This window comes from Pseudomonas sp. LBUM1641, from assembly GCF_059716235.1.
Map to the genome: position 1 here is coordinate 5,761,803 of NZ_CP166815.1, position 18,206 is coordinate 5,780,008.

The 18,206-nt window shown below is 60.4% G+C and carries 14 protein-coding genes; 10 read left to right on the plus strand and 4 right to left on the minus strand.

Going from position 1 to position 18,206, the window contains the following annotated elements; genetic code table 11:
• The first annotated feature begins 4 nt into the window (after positions 1–4).
• Both ACA046_RS26565 and glpD read left to right on the plus strand, forming a co-directional pair.
• Positions 5–760 carry a DeoR/GlpR family transcriptional regulator gene (locus ACA046_RS26565; protein ID WP_076015423.1) on the plus strand — a complete coding sequence of 252 codons (756 nt, stop codon included), beginning with the start codon at positions 5–7 and terminating at the stop codon, positions 758–760.
• Between the two features lie 173 nt (positions 761–933).
• Positions 934–2,472 (plus strand): glycerol-3-phosphate dehydrogenase, encoded by a 1,539-nt coding sequence (gene glpD, locus ACA046_RS26570; RefSeq protein ID WP_497675283.1) that lies wholly within the window; start codon positions 934–936, stop codon positions 2,470–2,472.
• 48 nt (positions 2,473–2,520) lie between these two features.
• On the opposite strand, the gene ACA046_RS26575 is transcribed toward glpD, so the two are convergent.
• Positions 2,521–3,246 carry a tetratricopeptide repeat protein gene (locus ACA046_RS26575; RefSeq protein WP_459023523.1) on the minus strand — a complete coding sequence of 242 codons (726 nt, stop codon included), beginning with the start codon at positions 3,244–3,246 and terminating at the stop codon, positions 2,521–2,523.
• A gap of 124 nt (positions 3,247–3,370) precedes the next feature.
• Here ACA046_RS26575 and ACA046_RS26580 point away from each other — a divergent pair, with 124 nt between their 5' ends.
• From ACA046_RS26580 to ACA046_RS26615, 8 genes are all read left to right on the plus strand, one after another.
• Positions 3,371–5,695, plus strand: coding sequence for a TonB-dependent receptor (locus ACA046_RS26580; RefSeq protein ID WP_497675284.1), 2,325 nt, complete (start codon positions 3,371–3,373; stop codon positions 5,693–5,695).
• A 340-nt stretch (positions 5,696–6,035) separates the two neighbouring features.
• The gene (locus ACA046_RS26585) at positions 6,036–6,962 is read left to right on the plus strand and encodes a glutamate/aspartate ABC transporter substrate-binding protein (RefSeq protein WP_076015427.1); all 927 of its coding nucleotides are present in this window, start codon (positions 6,036–6,038) and stop codon (positions 6,960–6,962) included.
• 195 nt (positions 6,963–7,157) lie between these two features.
• A complete protein-coding gene (locus ACA046_RS26590; RefSeq protein WP_076015428.1) occupies positions 7,158–7,904 on the plus strand; it encodes an amino acid ABC transporter permease in 747 nt (248 codons plus the stop codon).
• Positions 7,904–8,575 carry an amino acid ABC transporter permease gene (locus tag ACA046_RS26595; RefSeq protein WP_076015429.1) on the plus strand — a complete coding sequence of 224 codons (672 nt, stop codon included), beginning with the start codon at positions 7,904–7,906 and terminating at the stop codon, positions 8,573–8,575. The genes ACA046_RS26590 and ACA046_RS26595 overlap by 1 nt, the downstream gene beginning before the upstream one ends.
• Positions 8,572–9,306: an amino acid ABC transporter ATP-binding protein gene (locus tag ACA046_RS26600; protein ID WP_003208734.1), complete on the plus strand. Its 735-nt coding sequence runs from the start codon at positions 8,572–8,574 to the stop codon at positions 9,304–9,306. The genes ACA046_RS26595 and ACA046_RS26600 overlap by 4 nt, the downstream gene beginning before the upstream one ends.
• Positions 9,307–9,372: 66 nt before the next feature.
• The gene (gene aauS / locus ACA046_RS26605; protein ID WP_167663504.1) at positions 9,373–11,274 is read left to right on the plus strand and encodes a two-component sensor histidine kinase AauS; all 1,902 of its coding nucleotides are present in this window, start codon (positions 9,373–9,375) and stop codon (positions 11,272–11,274) included.
• On the plus strand, positions 11,271–12,611 hold the full coding sequence (aauR, locus tag ACA046_RS26610; protein ID WP_167663505.1) for a two-component response regulator AauR: 1,341 nt from the start codon (positions 11,271–11,273) through the stop codon (positions 12,609–12,611). Before aauS ends, aauR begins: the two co-directional genes overlap by 4 nt.
• Positions 12,612–12,629: 18 nt before the next feature.
• Positions 12,630–12,959 (plus strand): GlpM family protein, encoded by a 330-nt coding sequence (locus ACA046_RS26615; protein ID WP_167663942.1) that lies wholly within the window; start codon positions 12,630–12,632, stop codon positions 12,957–12,959.
• Between the two features lie 908 nt (positions 12,960–13,867).
• Here ACA046_RS26615 and ACA046_RS26620 read toward each other — a convergent pair.
• From ACA046_RS26620 to ACA046_RS26630, 3 genes are read right to left on the minus strand one after another with little or no spacing between them, the layout of a single operon-like run.
• Positions 13,868–15,265 carry a sigma-54-dependent transcriptional regulator gene (locus ACA046_RS26620; protein WP_076015433.1) on the minus strand — a complete coding sequence of 466 codons (1,398 nt, stop codon included), beginning with the start codon at positions 15,263–15,265 and terminating at the stop codon, positions 13,868–13,870.
• On the minus strand, positions 15,255–17,033 hold the full coding sequence (locus tag ACA046_RS26625; protein WP_076015434.1) for a sensor histidine kinase: 1,779 nt from the start codon (positions 17,031–17,033) through the stop codon (positions 15,255–15,257). Before ACA046_RS26625 ends, ACA046_RS26620 begins: the two co-directional genes overlap by 11 nt.
• On the minus strand, positions 17,033–18,157 hold the full coding sequence (locus ACA046_RS26630) for a GNAT family N-acetyltransferase (protein WP_318302898.1): 1,125 nt from the start codon (positions 18,155–18,157) through the stop codon (positions 17,033–17,035). Before ACA046_RS26630 ends, ACA046_RS26625 begins: the two co-directional genes overlap by 1 nt.
• Positions 18,158–18,206: the final 49 nt, after the last annotated feature.

Genomic DNA, 18,206 nt, shown 5'->3' on the forward strand with positions numbered 1-18,206 from the left:
CACCATGAATCTGCCTCCCCGCCAGCAACAAATCCTCGAACTGGTTCGCGAACGCGGCTATGTGAGTATCGAGGAAATGGCGCAGCTCTTCGTTGTCACCCCGCAAACCATCCGCCGTGATATCAATCAACTGGCGGAAGCCAATCTGTTGCGCCGCTACCACGGCGGCGCAGCCTATGACTCCAGCGTTGAAAACACCGCCTACGCCATGCGGGCCGACCAGATGCGCGACGAGAAACAGCGCATCGCCGAAGCCATCGCCGCGCAAATCCCCGATCACGCCTCGCTGTTTATCAACATCGGTACCACCACCGAATCGATTGCCCGCGCGCTGCTTAACCACAGCCACCTGAAAATCATCACCAATAACCTCAACGTCGCCATGATGCTGAGTGCCAAAGACGACTTCGACGTACTCCTGACCGGCGGCAACGTGCGTCGTGACGGCGGTGTGGTGGGCCAGGCCAGCGTCGACTTTATCAACCAGTTCAAGGTCGATTTTGCCTTGGTGGGCATCAGCGGTATCGATGAAGACGGCAGCCTGTTGGACTTCGATTACCAGGAAGTGCGGGTTTCCCAGGCGATCATTGCCAATGCGCGCAAGGTCATCCTGGCGGCGGACTCCAGCAAATTCGGGCGTAACGCCATGATTCGCCTGGGACCGATCAGTTTGATTGATTGCCTGGTCACCGATCAGCAGCCAGTCCCGGCGCTGGTGCAACTGTTGAATCAGCACAAGATTCGGCTGGAAGTCGTGTAACCCAAAACAGGGGGTGTCCTGCCCCCTGATGTTCACAAATTTTCCTTTCTTCGCCCTTCGATCAGTATTTTCAATCGAAGCGGACTGGCTGTGCCCGCGTTTATGAGCTACCATTTTCGCAAATGAACATTTATGTTCGAATTCCAATACGAAAAAGATTGCGAGGCCAGCCGATGACCCCTTCTACCTTGCCTGCCCCACCGCTTGCCGAAGTCTATGACGTCGCCGTTATCGGTGGCGGGATCAATGGCGTCGGGATTGCAGCAGACGCAGCCGGTCGCGGTTTGTCGGTATTCCTTTGCGAAAAGGACGACCTGGCCAGCCACACCTCCTCCGCCAGCAGCAAGCTGATCCACGGCGGCCTGCGTTACCTCGAACATTACGAATTCCGCCTGGTGCGCGAAGCCCTGGCTGAACGCGAAGTGCTGTTGGCCAAGGCCCCGCACATCGTCAAGCAGATGCGTTTTGTGCTGCCGCACCGCCCGCACCTGCGTCCGGCATGGATGATTCGCGCCGGCCTGTTCCTGTATGACCACCTGGGCAAGCGGGAAAAACTCGAAGGCTCCAAGAGCCTCAAGTTCGGCCCCGACAGCCCGCTGAAAAGCGAAATCACCAAAGGCTTCGAATACTCCGATTGCTGGGTCGATGACGCCCGCCTTGTAGTACTCAATGCCATGGCTGCGCGGGAAAAGGGTGCGCATATCCACACCCAGACCCGTTGCGTCAGCGCGCACCGCAGCAAAGGCCTGTGGGAAATGAACATGGAACGCGCCGACGGCAGCCTGTTCTCGATCCGCGCACGGGCATTGGTGAACGCAGCCGGCCCGTGGGTCGCCAAGTTCATCAAGGATGACTTGAAGCTGGATTCGCCGTACGGCATCCGCCTGATCCAGGGCAGCCACCTGATCGTGCCGAAGCTGTATGAAGGCGCCCACGCGCACATCCTGCAGAACGAAGACCAGCGCATCGTCTTCACCATTCCGTACTTGAACCACCTGACCATCATCGGCACCACCGACCGCGAATACACCGGCGACCCGGCGAAAGTCGCGATCACCGAAGGTGAAACCGACTACATGCTCAACGTGGTCAACGCGCACTTCAAGAAACAGCTGAGCCGCGATGACATCGTGCACACCTATTCCGGCGTGCGCCCGCTGTGCAATGACGAATCCGACAACCCGTCGGCCGTGACCCGCGACTACACCCTGGCGCTGTCCGGCACCTCGGGCGAGGCGCCGTTGCTGTCGGTGTTCGGCGGCAAGCTGACCACCTACCGCAAGCTGGCCGAATCGGCGATGGCGCAACTGGCGCCGTACTTCACGCAGATGCGCCAAAGCTGGACGGCCACGGCCACCCTGCCCGGCGGCGAAAACATGAGCACGCCAGAAGCCCTGGCCGATGCGATCCGCAGCAAGTACGACTGGGTGCCGAGCGAGATTGCCCGTCGCTGGTCCACTACTTATGGCAGCCGCACTTGGCGCCTGCTGGAAGGCGTGCAATCGCTGGCAGACATGGGCGACCACCTCGGTGGCGGCCTGTACACCCGCGAAGTCGACTACCTGTGCGCTGAAGAGTGGGCCACGCAGCCCCAGGACATTCTGTGGCGCCGCAGCAAGCTGGGCCTGTTCACCACGCCGGAAGAACAGGAAAACGTGCAGCGCTACCTGTCCAAGGTCGAGCACAATCGCGGCAAGATCGAAGCAGCCTGATCGACCCGACCTGAAAAAGCCCCTGCACCGAAAGGTCCAGGGGCTTTTTCATGTGTCGAGGGCCTGGCGCTGATAGAGCAGGCCCATTTCACGAATGCCGGAAGAAGTGGAGCCCATCAATACCGGATAAGCCGCCTGCAGAAAACCCGGTGTAGCCGTCGCCAGTGCCCGCTCCAGCCATAAACAGGCCTGCACCTCGTCGCCATCCTCCGCCAGCTCCGAGGCGTGGTTGTACTGCCCACGGAAATCCCCGGCCTCGGCTGAACGCTGATACCACTGCCGCGCCAGTTGAACGTCCTTGGGCACCACAACGCCTTCATGGTGGAACCGCCCCAACAGGTTCATCGATTTGGCGTGTCCCTTGGCCGCAGCCAGGCGGAACAGCTCATACGCGGCAGCAAGGTCATGCGCCACACCTCGGCCGCGGGTCAGTAATTGGCCGTAGTTGTACAAACCCCAATCCAATCCCAGATCGGCAGCCTTGCGGTAATGCTGCGCGGCATCAGCCAAGTCAATCTCGCAGCCCCAGCCATTCTCCAGGCAGCGCCCGATCATGTTGATCGCCATGGGGTGGCGCTGGCGTGCGGCGATGCGAAACCAGCTCAACGCCAGGGCCTGATCCTTCTGCACGCCCCGGCCGTCAAGCAGCAGCTGGGCCAGCGTCGCCTGTGCGTCGGCATCACCCAGTTGAGCGGCATGCATCACCCACCGCACATAGGCGCGCGGGTTATCACCGATGTCGGACGGCTCGCTGCCTGGCTGCGCAATCTGCATTACTGCCCCGAGTAGCGATCAAGGACCGCAAAAGTTTCATGAATTACTTGGTTACAAAGTATTACATTTGAGATCGCTTATCAATTACGATCGCATCTCACTAACACCAACAAGAGATTACTCAATGACTACCGGGATCAGTTCTGCCCCCCTTTCATCGCGGCATTTGCTCGCGTCGGCAGTGGGTTTGGCAGTGGCTGCGCAAGGAGGATTCAGTTATGCGGCGCAGACTGCACCAGATGACAACGCAGGCGTCATTCAGCTCGGCGCGACCAGCATTGAAGGTCAGGCCCCAAGCCAGAGCGTCTACAACCCTGTGGCTCCTTCTTCCCCCAAGTACACCGAGCCATTGCGCGACACGCCGCAGACCATCACGGTGGTGCCCAAAGAAGTCATCCATGACCAAAACCTGCTGACCTTGCGCGATGTGCTCAGCACCGTGCCGGGCATCACCTTCGGTGCCGGTGAGGGCGGCAGTGGGTATGGCGACAGCATCAACCTGCGCGGGTTTTCCGCCAGCGGCGACATCTACGTGGACGGTGTGCGCGACAGCGCGCAATACAGCCGCACCGACCCCTTCAACCTGGAACAGGTCGAAGTCGTCAGCGGCGCGAGTTCGGTGTATTCCGGTTCAGGTGCGGTCGGCGGCACCATCAATCTGGTGAGCAAACAGCCAGAGTTGCGCGACAAAACCACTATCAGTGCAGGCATCGGCACCGATAACTACAAGCGCACCACCCTCGACACCAACCAGATGCTCAACGACACCACGGCGTTCCGTCTGAACCTGATGGCCCATGGTAACGATGTGCCGGGGCGCGATTATGAAGATTACGAACGCTGGGGCATCGCACCCTCTATCGCGTTTGGCCTGGGTACTCCGACGCGCGTCACGGTCAGTTACGAGCACCAGAAAGACGACAACACACCGCAATACGGGATTCCGATCTACAACGGCAAGCCGATGCCAGGCGTGGGCTGGAGCGATTTCTATGGTTACCACAACATCAATGAGCAACAAACCACCTCGGACGCGTTCAGCTTGAAGCTCGAGCATGATTTCAACGACGCCGTGTCCGTGCGTAACTTCACCCGCGTCGAGCGCGTTCGCCAGGACCTGCGCGCCTCGGGCCCCGAAGGTGCGCAGGCCGGCTGCCTCGCCAGCGGCACCCAGATCACGGGCGCGCCTTGCGCCGCAGGCCTCAAGCCGGGCTATTTCCAGCCAAGCGGTGGCTCACTGGGTAACGAGCGCAACACCCAGAACAAAATGTTCACCAACCAGACCGACGTCACCAGCCACTTCAGCACCGGTTTCATCGACCACACGCTGGTGACCGGTATCGCCATCAGCCGCGAGGAATACGAGGCGGATACCGGAAAGTGGCTGACTAACAGCAACGGCAGCACGATAGTGCCGCCACCGGTCAGCTACAGCGATCCGAACTCGGAATGGACCGGCCCGGTCAATTTCACCCGGGCGGCCCACGTCGATGGCGCGCTGAACAACCGCGCGGCCTATGCCTTCGACACGCTCAAACTCAACCCGCAATGGGAAATCAATGGCGGCCTGCGTTACGAGCACAACGCGGGCAGTTCGGTGACCAATGCCTACTCCAGCGCCGGTGTGGAAACGCCCGGCGTGCGCTACGGCCAAGCGGATGACCTGACGTCCTACCGCTTGGCCCTGGTCTACAAACCGGCGGAAAACGGCAGCTTCTATATCGCCTACGGCAACAGCAAGACGCCGTCCCAAGCCAGCGTCAATGGGGGTTGCTACACCCCGGCCAAAAGCTCCGGCGTGGCCACTAACAACTGCAACGTAGACCCTGAAACCGCCGTCAGCTATGAGATCGGCACCAAGTGGGACCTGCTCGACAATGCCCTGTCGCTGACGGGCGCGATCTTCCGCAATGACCGCACCAACTACAAAGTCGCCGATAACGACCCGAGCAACCTCAGCGGCACGCAAACCCTCGACGGCAAGGCGCGTGCCGATGGTGTGGCCCTGGGCTTGAGCGGCCAGCTTACTGACCGCTGGAAGGTCTTCGCCAACTACACCTACCTGAACACCCGTGTGCTGCGCAGCGCCAGCGATTACACCCTGGCGACCACCGGCCTCGACGTGCAGAAAGGTGAGCCGCTGACCTTCACCCCCAAACATGCGGCCAGCCTCTGGACGGTGTACGACCTGCCCCACGACTTCCAGGTGGGCTATGGCATCACGGCGCAAACCAAGCAGTACCTGGCCAGCGCCGCAGGAGCACCGACATCGCCCGGCTACGCGGTGCAGCGCGCGATGCTCGGCTACAAGGTCAACAAACAGCTGAACCTGCAACTGAACGTCAATAACCTGTTCAACAAGGACTACCTCACCCGAATCCGTAACAACGGTTGGGCGGTACCCGGCGATGGTCGCGCAGCGGTTGTCTCGGCCGACTATACGTTCTGACGAAAAATCCACACCAAGACGCCCCGGGGAGCCACGCTCCCGGGGCTTTTTCATGGGCGATATAAACGTGTCCAGGCATTCGGATTTCCGAACGCTACACCCCAGCCTATTCGGTTTGCCGGATCAGCCTTGCGACAAACGTTCGTCACACAAAGTTAATCTCTATATAAATCATGCTCTTATCCTTTTATCACTGGTATGGCACGACTCATGCTCTACACTCGTAGGCGATTGCCTGAGGCGCCTCAGGAGCCGTCATGGGCATTCGCAGTACTGTTTATATAAAAACGTGGCCGTACCAACCGGTCTCATAAAAAAAACAAATGTCGAGGATGTATTGATGCGTATCGTTCCCCATATTTTGGGCGCAGCTATCGCTGCTGCTCTGATCAGCACTCCAGTTTTCGCCGCCGAACTCACCGGCACACTGAAGAAAATCAACGACTCCGGCACGATCACTCTCGCTCACCGCGACAGCTCCATCCCGTTTTCCTATATCGCGGATGGTTCGGGCAAGCCAGTGGGCTACTCCCACGACATTCAGTTGGCCGTCGTCGAGCAACTGAAAAAAGACCTGAACAAACCCGATCTCAAGGCCAAGTACAACCTGGTCACCTCGCAAACCCGTATCCCGTTGATCCAGAACGGCACCGCGGACCTCGAGTGCGGCTCCACCACCAACAACGCCGAACGCGCCCAGCAAGTCGACTTCACCGTCAACATCTTCGAAATCGGCACCCGTCTGCTGGTCAAGAAAGACAAGGATGGCAAGCCGTCCTATAGCGATTTCGCTGACCTGAAAGGCAAGAACGTCGTAACCACCGCTGGCACCACGTCCGAGCGCATCATCAAAGCGATGAACGCCGACAAGCAGATGGGCATGAACGTCATCTCCGCCAAAGACCACGGCGAATCCTTCCAGATGCTGGAAAGCGGCCGCGCCGTAGCCTTCATGATGGACGACGCCCTGCTGGCCGGTGAAGAAGCCAAGGCCAAGAAGCCGGATGACTGGGTCATCACCGGTACTCCGCAGTCCTTCGAAGCCTACGCCTGCATGGTTCGTAAAGACGACCCGGCCTTCAAGAAGGCTGTCGATGACGCCATCGTTGCCCTGTTCAAATCCGGCGAAATCAACAAGATCTACAGCAAGTGGTTCGAAAGCCCGATCCCACCAAAAGGCCTGAACCTGAACTTCCCGATGAGCGAAAAGGTGAAGGAGCTGATCGCAAACCCAAGCGACAAACCAGCGCCTGACGTAAAAATCTGATACCTGACTAAGCTTATCTCCTGAGGGAGCCAACCCTCCCTCAGGCGTCTGTTACTACCTGCTGGCTTTAATTTTGGAACACTCGACCTGGCGGTTTTCGAGCCGATCGTGTGTGCCTGGCGTTCACCGTCGGGCGGGAAAGGATCTTCCCCAAGCGGGTGCTTGTACATCGATCGATCTCGAGGGGAGACCCTAATGAACTACAACTGGGACTGGGGCGTATTCTTCAAGTCCACCGGCGTTGGCAGCGAGACTTATCTCGACTGGTACATCTCCGGACTGGGCTGGACCATCGCCATCGCCATCGTGGCCTGGATTATCGCCTTGCTGCTGGGCTCCGTACTCGGCGTCATGCGCACCGTGCCAAACCGCATCGTATCGGGCATTGCGACCTGCTACGTGGAACTGTTTCGTAACGTGCCGCTGCTGGTTCAGCTGTTTATCTGGTACTTCCTCATACCCGACATGCTGCCGCAGAACCTGCAGGACTGGTACAAACAAGACCTCAACCCGACCACCTCGGCTTACCTGAGTGTTGTCGTGTGCCTGGGCCTGTTCACTGCCGCACGTGTGTGCGAACAAGTGCGCACCGGCATCCAGGCGTTGCCACGCGGCCAGGAATCCGCCGCACGCGCCATGGGCTTCAAGCTGCCACAGATCTACTGGAACGTGCTGCTGCCCCAGGCCTACCGGATCATCATTCCGCCGCTTACCTCGGAATTCCTCAACGTCTTCAAGAACTCCTCCGTGGCGTCCCTGATCGGCTTGATGGAACTGCTGGCGCAAACCAAACAGACCGCCGAGTTCTCGGCCAACCTGTTTGAGGCCTTCACCTTGGCCACGCTGATTTACTTCACCCTGAACATGAGCCTGATGCTGCTGATGCGCGTGGTCGAGAAGAAAGTTGCCGTGCCCGGCCTGATCTCCGTGGGGGGTAAATAATGGAATTCGATTTCAGTGGCATCATCCCCGCCATCCCGGGCCTGTGGAACGGCATGGTCATGACCTTGCAGTTGATGGTCATGGGCGTGGTCGGCGGCATCATCATCGGCACCATCCTGGCGCTGATGCGCTTGTCTTCCAACAAGCTGATGTCGCGCCTGGCCGGCGCCTACGTGAACTACTTCCGCTCGATCCCGCTGCTGTTGGTGATCACCTGGTTCTACCTGGCGGTGCCGTTCGTGCTGCGCTGGATCACCGGCGAAGACACCCCGATCGGTGCGTTCACCTCCTGCGTCGTGGCCTTCATGATGTTCGAGGCGGCGTACTTCTGCGAAATCGTGCGGGCCGGCGTGCAGTCGATCCCCAAGGGCCAGATGGCCGCCGCGCAAGCCATGGGCATGACCTACGGCCAGACCATGCGCCTGATCATCCTGCCCCAGGCGTTCCGCAAGATGACCCCGTTGCTGCTGCAACAGTCGATCATCCTGTTCCAGGACACCTCGCTGGTCTACACCGTGGGCCTGGTGGACTTCCTCAACTCCGCCCGCTCCAACGGCGACATCATCGGCCGCTCCAATGAGTTCCTGATCTTCGCCGGTGTCGTCTACTTCATCATCAGCTTTTCCGCCTCGCTGCTGGTCAAGCGTCTGCAAAAAAGGTTTGCCGTATGATCTCTATCAAGAATATCAACAAGTGGTATGGCGACTTCCAGGTGCTGACCGATTGCAGCACCGAGGTTAAAAAAGGCGAAGTGATCGTGGTGTGCGGGCCGTCCGGCTCCGGCAAATCCACCCTGATCAAGTGCGTCAACGCCCTGGAACCGTTCCAGAAAGGCGACGTGGTCGTGGACGGCACCTCCATCGCCGACCCGAAGACCAACCTGCCAAAACTGCGCTCTCGCGTTGGCATGGTGTTCCAGCACTTCGAGCTGTTTCCACACCTGACCATCACCGAAAACCTGACCATCGCGCAGATCAAGGTATTGGGCCGCAGCAAGGAAGAAGCCACCAAGAAGGGCCTGCAACTGCTGGAGCGCGTCGGTCTGTCGGCTCACGCCCACAAGCACCCGGGCCAGCTTTCCGGCGGCCAGCAACAGCGTGTGGCGATTGCCCGTGCGCTGGCGATGGACCCGATCGTCATGCTGTTCGACGAACCAACCTCGGCCCTCGACCCGGAAATGGTCAACGAAGTACTCGACGTGATGGTGCAGTTGGCCCAGGAAGGCATGACCATGATGTGCGTGACCCACGAAATGGGTTTCGCCCGCAAGGTCGCCGACCGGGTGATCTTCATGGACGCCGGCAAGATCATCGAAGACTGCCCGAAAGAGGAATTCTTCGGCGACATCAGCGCCCGCTCCGAGCGCGCGCAACACTTCCTTGAGAAAATCCTGCAGCACTAAGCACTGCCCAGGTGTGGTGGGTCGGGCAACCCGCTCACCACAACTGGTTGACCCAAGGCATCTGTGATGAAATGCGACCCCAACCTCTTTCGCGCCGCGCCGCCATCACTTGCCGTGAAGCCTCGTCTGATTCGCCAATTGTTCCTGCCGCCGCTGATCATCGCGCTGATGATCGGACTGGGTTACGTCGGCTTCTGGATCAGTGAGTTCTATGGGATCCGCACCCTCAGCGATACCGGCGAACGCCAGCTGGAATTGCATGCCCGCACCGTCGAGAGCGAACTCAGCAAATACACCTACCTGCCCAGTCTCCTGGAGCTGGAATCCAGCGTCTCCAGGTTATTGGCCGACCCGAATCAGGAAACCCGCAAAACCGTCAACGACTACCTCGAAGGCCTGAACCGGCGCAGTCGCAGCCGGGCGATTTACGTGATGGATACCACCGGCCGTGTGCTGGCGACCAGTAACTGGCGCGACGCCGACAGTTACCAGGGTGAAGACCTGTCCTTCCGTGCCTATTTCCAGAATGCCGTACGTGGCCAACCCGGCCGGTTCTACGGCATCGGCAGCACCAACGGCGAACCCGGCTACTACCTGGCCCATGGCCTGGAAGAACACGGCAAGATCATCGGCGTCGCCGTGGTCAAAGTCCGCCTGGAAGCGCTGGAAGAGCGCTGGCAGCGGGCGCGCCTGGAGGCCTTTGTCAGTGACGAGAACGGCATCATCATCCTCTCCAGCGACCCGGCCCGTCGCCTCAAGTCCGTGCGCCCACTGAGCGATGACACCAAGGACCGCCTCGCCCACAGCCTGCAATATTACTGGGCGACGCTCAGCGAACTGGAACCACTGGCCCGCGAGCGCCTGAACGAAGGCACCGAGAAGTTGACCTTCCCGGCCAACAGCGAAGTGGTGGCAGACGAGCATGAGGTCAGCTACCTGGCCCAGACCCGCCCGTTGAACGACACCCCGTGGAACTTCACCCTGCTTACCCCGCTGAACGACCTGCGCCAGGCCGCCATCAACCAGGGCATCCTGGTGGCCGTGGCCTTCGCGTTGGTGGCGTTCCTGTTGATCGCCTGGAACGAGCGCCGCAAGGTGATCGCTACCCGCCTCGCCGCCCGGGAAGCCCTGCAGGAAGCCAACAATCAGCTGGAGCGACGGATTGCCGAACGCACCACCGACCTGCGGGCCAGCAACGAACGGCTCAAGAGCCAGATACGCGAGCGGCGCCAGGCCGAGGAAACCTTGCGCCGGGCCCAGGACGAATTGGTGCAGGCCGGCAAACTTGCCGCCATCGGCCAGATGTCCACCAGCATCGCCCACGAATTGAATCAGCCACTGGCCGCCTTGCGCACGCTGTCGGGCAACACCGTACGCTTCCTGGAACGTGGGGCGCTGGACACCGCCAGTGCCAACCTCAAGACCATCAACGAACTGATCGACCGCATGGGCCGCATCACCGCCAGCCTGCGCTCCTTTGCCCGACGCGGTGATGACCAGGGCGAGGCCAATCTTGGCAAGGCGGTGGACGCCACGTTCCAGATCCTCGGCAGTCGCCTGGAAACCTTGCCGCTGACGGTTCACCGCCACTTCACCAGCGCGCAATTGCAGATCGACCAGACGCGCCTGGAGCAGATCCTGGTCAACCTGATCGGCAACGCCCTGGACGCAATGCAAGCGCAACCGGCCCCCGAACTGTGGCTGGAAGGCGACATCGTCGACGGCAAATACCGCCTGCGAGTGCGTGACAACGGCCACGGGATTGACCCCGAGACCCGCAAGCATTTGTTCGAACCGTTCTTTACCACCAAACCCGGCGAACAAGGCCTGGGCCTGGGCCTGACGCTGTCGGCCAGCCTCGCGGCCGCCACCGGCGGCAACCTCGCCGTCGAGCACCCGGCCAGCGGTGGTACTGCCTTTGTCCTGAGTTTGCCGCTGGCGAGCCCTCAACAAGTCGAGTCGAAATGAACGCAGAAAAAAACACCGACCTGACCGTCCTGATCGTCGAAGACGACCCCCATGTATTGCTCGGCTGCCAGCAAGCCCTGGCCCTGGAAGACATTCCCAGCGTGGGCGTGGGCAGTGCCGAGGAAGCCCTGACGCGTGTTGGCGAAAACTTCGCCGGCATCGTCATCAGCGATATTCGCCTGCCGGGCATCGACGGCCTGGAGCTGCTGACCCGCCTCAAGGCCCTGGATAAAAGCCTGCCGGTGGTGCTGATCACCGGCCACGGCGACATCTCCATGGCCGTGGGCGCGATGCGCAACGGCGCCTATGACTTCATGGAAAAACCCTTCTCCCCCGAGCGCCTGGTGGACGTTGCCCGTCGCGCCCTGGAGCAACGCGGGCTGGCCAGGGAAGTCTGGTCGCTGCGTCGGCAACTGGCCGAGCGCGACTCCCTGGAAGGCCGGATCATCGGCCGCTCTCCCGCCATGCAAAACCTGCGGGAGCTGATCGCCAACGTCGCCGACACCTCGGCCAACGTGTTGATCGAAGGCGAGACCGGCACCGGCAAGGAACTGGTCGCCCGTTGCCTGCATGATTTCAGCCGGCGTCATTCCCACCAGTTCGTTGCCTTGAACTGCGGTGGCCTGCCGGAGAACCTGTTCGAAAGCGAAATCTTCGGCCATGAAGCCAACGCATTTACCGGCGCCGGCAAGCGCCGCATCGGCAAGATCGAACATGCCCACGAAGGCACGCTGTTCCTCGACGAAGTGGAAAGCATGCCGATGAACCTGCAGATCAAACTGCTGCGGGTATTGCAGGAACGCACCCTGGAACGCCTGGGCTCGAACCAGAGCGTGGCGGTGGATTGCCGGGTGATCGCCGCCACCAAGTCCGACCTCGACGACCTGAGCCGCGCCAACCAGTTTCGCAGCGACCTGTATTACCGCCTCAACGTGGTGACCCTGGAACTGCCGCCACTGCGGGAACGCCGGGAAGATATCCTGCAATTGTTCGAACACTTCCTGCAGCAGTCGTCGTTGCGTTTCGACCGCACCGCGCCGGACCTCGACAACCAGACCCTGTCCAACCTGATGAGCCACGACTGGCCGGGCAACGTGCGTGAATTGCGCAACGTGGCCGAGCGGTTTGCCCTGGGTTTGCCGGCGTTTAAAAAAAGCGGCGCCAGCAGCGGCAACCACGGTTTGGCCTTTACCGAAGCGGTGGAGGCGTTCGAGCGCAACCTGCTCAATGACGCGTTGCAGCGCAGCGGCGGCAACCTGACCCAGGCCAGCCAGGAACTGGGGATGGCCAAGACCACATTGTTCGACAAGGTCAAGAAATACGGGCTGAGCCACTAGGAGCGCATTGTGGATTTATTGTTGAAGGCGGCATTGGGTGCGGGGGTGGTGCTGATTCTGGCGGCGCTGGCCAAGACCAGGAATTACTACATCGCCGGGTTGGTGCCGCTGTTTCCGACGTTTGCGTTGATTGCGCATTACATCGTCGGCAAGGGTCGGTCGGTGGAGGATTTGAAGACCACCATCGTGTTCGGGATGTGGTCGATTATTCCGTACTTTGTATACCTTGCGACGTTGTATGTGATGGTTGACCGAATGCGCCTGGAGGCCTCACTGGCGGTGGCGGCGGTGGCGTGGTTGATGGCGGCTACGGTGTTGGTCAGCGTGTGGGTTCGCCTGCACGCCTGACATACGCCGATCCAAAATTTGGAGCTGGGTGGGTGTGTATATCCGTTATTTAGGTGATGGCTTGTATTGGTTCCGCTCTTACAGCGGGTCACTTTTGAAAAGAGCCGGAATGCCGGCCCAGCCAAAAGTAACCAAAAGGCTCTTGCCCCACCACTCGGCACCTCGCTTGGGCTCGGTGTGCCCGCACTCCGGCTTTGGAGCGTGGGCCGCCGCGATGGGCCATCCTTGGCCCAGCGCGGCTAACCCGGCGTCCTGCCGGGTTACCCACGCTCCAAAGCCTGCGTTCGGCCAGCGTGGTTTAACGGGGCGCCTAAGATCAAAAGCAGATCAAGAGCACAGCGGCCTACAGGCCGGCTTGAGTGTGGTGAAGCAAAGGCAACAGCAAGGTCAGAAGCTAAAGCGGGCACGGTCCAAATGTGGGAGCGGGCTTGCTCGCGAAGGTCGTTAACGATGACGCGGGCATCCTGATTCAACGCGGCGTTCTCAGGTTTTTCGCGAGCAAGCCCGCTCCCACAGAAAAGCAGCCCTGCTTTCGCTCTGGATCTTGCCTCTGCTTCTAACACTCAAGCCGGCCTGTAGGCCGCTGTGTTCTTGCTTTTGATTTTGATCTGACTGCCCCATTCAGCCCGAGGCCGAACGCAGGCAGTGCGGAGCGGGTAAACCGGCAGGACGCCGGTTTAGCCGCGCCGGGCCATGGATGGCCCGTCGCAGCGGCCCGCTTCGCGGTGCCGGAGGGAGGGAACACCGAGCCTAGGCGAGGTGCCGACAGGCGGGGCAGAGCGTTTTGGTTACTTTTGACTGGGCCGGCATTCCGGCTTTTCAAAAGTGACCCGCTGTAAGAGCGGAACCCTAAGCGGCCGTTACCTAAATAACGGATATGTACTCCCCCCAAAAACGCTCAGCGCCCCCTAGCGAACAATCTTGTCCACCTGAATCCCCAGCTTCTTCAACCGATACCAAAAGCTACGCTCAGAAATCCCGATCTTCTGCGCCGCCGCAGCCTGCACCCCGTTGCTCTCCTGCAACGCAGCCATGATGTAAGCCTTCTCCACCTCAGCCAGCGCCGCATCCAGATCCTGCGGCACCCCCGGCCCGTTACTGAGTATCGCGCCCACCCCATCCTCAGCCGGCTTCGAAGCAAACAGATACGCCGGCAAATCAATGTCCTCGATCACCGGCGTCGCCGCGACGATGGTCGCCCGCTCCACACAGTTTTGCAGCTCACGAATATTGCCCGGCCAGGAATACGCCGCCATGGCCTGCAATGCCTCAGGGCTGAAACCGGTGATGCGTTTACCCGCCGTAGCACTCAAGGTCTGGGCAAAGTGCCGGGCCAGCGGCGCGATGTCTTCCACCCGCTCGCGCAAGGCCGGCAGCGGAATCGGGAACACATTGAGGCGGTAGTAAAGGTCTTCACGAAACTCTTTGTTCGCCACCGCATCCAGCAAATTCTTGTTGGTAGCGGCGATCACCCGCACGTCCACTTTGCGCTCGCGCGGATCGCCCACCGGCTCGATCACCCGCTCCTGCAAGGCCCGCAGGATTTTCGCCTGCAACGCCAACGGCATGTCGCCCACTTCATCGAGAAACAACGTGCCCTTGTCCGCCTGCATGAAGCGCCCGACGCGGTCCGCTACCGCGCCGGTAAAGGCGCCCTTGCGGTGGCCGAACATCTCGCTTTCCAGCAAGCCTTCGGGAATCGCCGCGCAGTTGACGGCTACAAATGGCTTGTCGGCGCGATTGCCGTGTTTGTGGATGGCACGGGCGACCATCTCTTTGCCGGTGCCGCTTTCGCCCGTCAGCAGCACTGTGGCGTTGCTGTCGCGCACCGAGTCGACGGCGTGCAGCACGCGGCGAAACGCCGGGCTGTCGCCCACCAGGCTGTCGAACTGCGAGTGTTCGTCCAGCTCGGCACGCATGCGCGCGTTGTCGCGCATGATGTCGCGAAACTGCAGGGCCTTGGCGACGGTGATGTCCAGCTCATCAATGTCGAACGGCTTGGCGATGTAGTCGTAGGCACCGTTGCGCATCGACTGCACCGCATTTTTCACGGTGCTGTAGGCGGTCATCACGATCACCGGCAGGTGGGGGTAACGCACCTTGATTTCCGCCAGCAGCGCCGGCCCGTCCATACCGGGCATGCGCCAGTCACTGATCACCAGGTCGATGTCTTCCTGCTCCAGCACCTTGAGCGCGTGCAGGCCGTTGCCGGCGGTAAACACCTGGATCCCGCTCTGGCTCAAGGCCGACGAGAGCAAGTCACAGAGCTTGGGTTCATCGTCGACTACCAATACGTTATGCGTCATCACCATCCTCATCATCGCCGTCATCGTCACCCTGGGCCGGAATGTACAGGCTGAAGGTGGCGCCGGCATCTTTCTCGCTGACACATTCGATGCTGCCGTCATGACTTTCCATGATCGAGAAGACTTTGGCCAGACCCAAGCCCGTGCCCGAGGCCTTGGTGGTGACGAATGGTGTGAAGATCCGCTCGATCATGTCCGACGGAATGCCTTCGCCGGTATCGCCGATGCTGATCACTGTGTTGCCGCCCACGCTGCGGATGCCCAGGGTCAGGCGACCGCCTCCGGGCATGGCATCGATGGCGTTGAGAATCAGGTTGAGGCACGCCTGCTTGAGCTGCTTGGCATCGGCGTAAATCGTCGCGCCGGGGGCCTGGTCATCGATATGCGCGTCGATGTTATGGGTCGACAGCTCAGGCCCGCAGAAGCCGAGGATTTCCTCCACCACCGGCCGTGCCGCTTGCACCGTGCGCAACGGCGCGCTGGGTTTCGCGAAGTCGAGGAATTCGGTGATCAGGTCGTTGATCCGGCTGACTTCGCTGATCACGTATTCGAGATGGCGTTTGTCGGTTTCCGGCAAATCGGCGCGGCGGTGCAGCAACTGGGTGGCGGTCTTGATAATGCCCAGCGGGTTGCGGATTTCGTGGGCCAGGCCCATCGCGACTTCGCCCAATGCATGCAGGCGGTCGCGGCGGCGCAGTTGCGCTTCCAGGTGATGCAACTCACCGAGACGCTCGGTCATGTGGTTGAAGGTGCTGCTCAGTTGCGCCAGCTCGTCGCCGCCGCTGACCGCCACACGATGCTGATAGTTACCCGAGATCACCGCGCTGACGCCTTCGGACAAGTCCCGCAACGGGCGCGTGAGACGCTGGGATACCAGCATGCCTGCACCGAGGGACAGCGCCGAGCTGAGCAGGAAGATCAACACGAACAGATTGCTCTGGTTCACCAGGCCCACCAGGCTGGTGTGCCGCAGCAAGCCGCTGAAGATCACCCCTTGCAGCTCGCCGGCATCATTGAAGATCGGCCAGTACAAACCGCTGTAGTTGTTGGTGAACTGTTCGCTGGGCTGCTTGGTGCTGCGCAGCGCGGCTTCGATGTTCGAAGGAATCCGGGTGGGGTGATCGACGAAGCGCTGGGTAGAGAAAATCTCCGAGAAGCCGTTGGGATTGGCCAGGTACAAGCGCAAGTCGAGGGAATGCACATCAGCCACGCTGGTCAGGAAGCTGCTGTCCAGGTAGGTGGCCACCAGCAGTTGATAGTCAACGCCGTCCTCGCTGGTCTCGAAGGTCGACACCACCACGCCGGTGGTCACGCCCGCCACCTGGACCGTCTGCAACACCGCATTACTGGCCAGGTTGATTTGCTTGACGATGTCATCGGCGGCAGTGCTGAAGACGATCTTGTGGTCACTGCTGCGGATCAGCGCGACCACGTCGATGTCGGTGGCGGCGGCAATGTCGGCGGTCAGCTTGTCGTGCTTCTCGGCCTGGCGCGACGACGGCGGCTTGGTGTAGCGCAGGAACAGTTGGGCGACCCGGGCGTTGTCGTGGAGGATGTCGCCAATCTCGTCCTTGACGATCTTGGTCGACTCCTGCAGCCAGATCCGCACGTTGCTGTCGAAGATCTGCGACAGCGTCGTCGCGGCCAGCTCCGCCGCGATCATCGTCGGAATCACCGTGACCAGCCAGAACGCCAACACCAGCTTGCGCTGGACGCTCCAACGCGAAATGGCAAAGGGGCGAGCTTTTTGGCGGGTCTTGTTGATCATCAGGTTTCGCTTATCGCAGCAGCCATGGCAGGGTCGGATCGATCCGGTCGGAGAAACACTTTTGCAACAAACAGCGCACGGTTGACCAGCCAGTTACGGTGGCGAAAAAACATGCTGTTGCCCTGGAACTCACAGCCCAGCAGCAGCTTGCTGGCATAGCCGGCCTGACCGCATTCATATAAAGCAATTTCGTTGCGAATACAGTAGTCGATATTGGTTAACCAACTGCGCACTGCCAGGCTGTACTCATGGCTGTAATCACTATCTTCGCCGAAAAACTTGTCAATCAGGCGGTCCTGGTTCAACAGGATCAGGTTGAACGCCACCAATTGCGCGTCCACCCAATAAAGCACACAGACCGCACGTTCTTGCAGCTGTTCAAGGATACCGGTGAAATAGCCCGCCGGCAGCCGCTCGAACTGCAGGTCGGAACGTTCCAGGGTGGCCTCATACAGTGCCATGATGCGCGGCAGGACGTCGTCGATGTTGCGTCGCCACTCAACACGCGGGCCAGGTGCGCGCAGTTTGCGGCGCACGTCCTTGCGGGTGGCTTTGTCCAGGGAACCCAGGTAGGCGTCCACTGAACCAAAAGGGATCGGCAATAAGGCCGTTGGCAGGCTGGGCATGCTCTGGAAACCTGCGTCAAGGCAGCTGTTTGACCAGGCTTCATCCTTGGTCGGTGCGTCCTTGACCGCCACCAGTCCAACGCCGAACGTATCGGCATCCTGGCGCGCGGCGGCGAGCAATTGCGCAAGCAGCGCCTGGCGCCCTGATTCAGGAACGTGGCTGGCGATACCTGCATTGCACTGTTCCGCCACCGGCGAACCGATGGCATACAGGCCCAACTTCAAAACACCCGGCCACAGTCGCTCCAGGCGCTCGGTAAAGCGCTTACCTACGCCCGACACCGTGGTGTCGAGGCGATAACGCGTAATGAACGCCGGCGCAACCGCTACCAGCGTTGTATCGTCAAACACCGCAAGATAGCGCCACTGAAAATCATCAATAGCAGCGTTTTCCACGGCCACGTAATAGTCCCAATCCTCCAGGGCATCGGGAAAACAGTCGTTCCAGGCACTGCGCTCGATGGCCCGAATGGTCGAAAAGGCTTGGGCGGTAATCACAACGTTTCCTTGTAGGAGCGAGCGCGCTCGCGAAAAACTCAAGCGCACC

Excerpts from the sequence above, each read along its gene's own strand:
- ACA046_RS26565 (WP_076015423.1), top strand. The coding sequence starts at position 5 with ATGAATCTGCCTCCCCGCCAGCAACAAATCCTCGAACTGGTTCGCGAA.
- glpD (WP_497675283.1), top strand. The coding sequence starts at position 934 with ATGACCCCTTCTACCTTGCCTGCCCCACCGCTTGCCGAAGTCTATGAC.
- ACA046_RS26575 (WP_459023523.1), bottom strand. The coding sequence starts at position 3,246 with ATGCAGATTGCGCAGCCAGGCAGCGAGCCGTCCGACATCGGTGATAAC.
- ACA046_RS26580 (WP_497675284.1), top strand. The coding sequence starts at position 3,371 with ATGACTACCGGGATCAGTTCTGCCCCCCTTTCATCGCGGCATTTGCTC.
- ACA046_RS26585 (WP_076015427.1), top strand. The coding sequence starts at position 6,036 with ATGCGTATCGTTCCCCATATTTTGGGCGCAGCTATCGCTGCTGCTCTG.
- ACA046_RS26590 (WP_076015428.1), top strand. The coding sequence starts at position 7,158 with ATGAACTACAACTGGGACTGGGGCGTATTCTTCAAGTCCACCGGCGTT.
- ACA046_RS26595 (WP_076015429.1), top strand. The coding sequence starts at position 7,904 with ATGGAATTCGATTTCAGTGGCATCATCCCCGCCATCCCGGGCCTGTGG.
- ACA046_RS26600 (WP_003208734.1), top strand. The coding sequence starts at position 8,572 with ATGATCTCTATCAAGAATATCAACAAGTGGTATGGCGACTTCCAGGTG.
- aauS (WP_167663504.1), top strand. The coding sequence starts at position 9,373 with ATGAAATGCGACCCCAACCTCTTTCGCGCCGCGCCGCCATCACTTGCC.
- aauR (WP_167663505.1), top strand. The coding sequence starts at position 11,271 with ATGAACGCAGAAAAAAACACCGACCTGACCGTCCTGATCGTCGAAGAC.
- ACA046_RS26620 (WP_076015433.1), bottom strand. The coding sequence starts at position 15,265 with ATGACGCATAACGTATTGGTAGTCGACGATGAACCCAAGCTCTGTGAC.
- ACA046_RS26625 (WP_076015434.1), bottom strand. The coding sequence starts at position 17,033 with ATGATCAACAAGACCCGCCAAAAAGCTCGCCCCTTTGCCATTTCGCGT.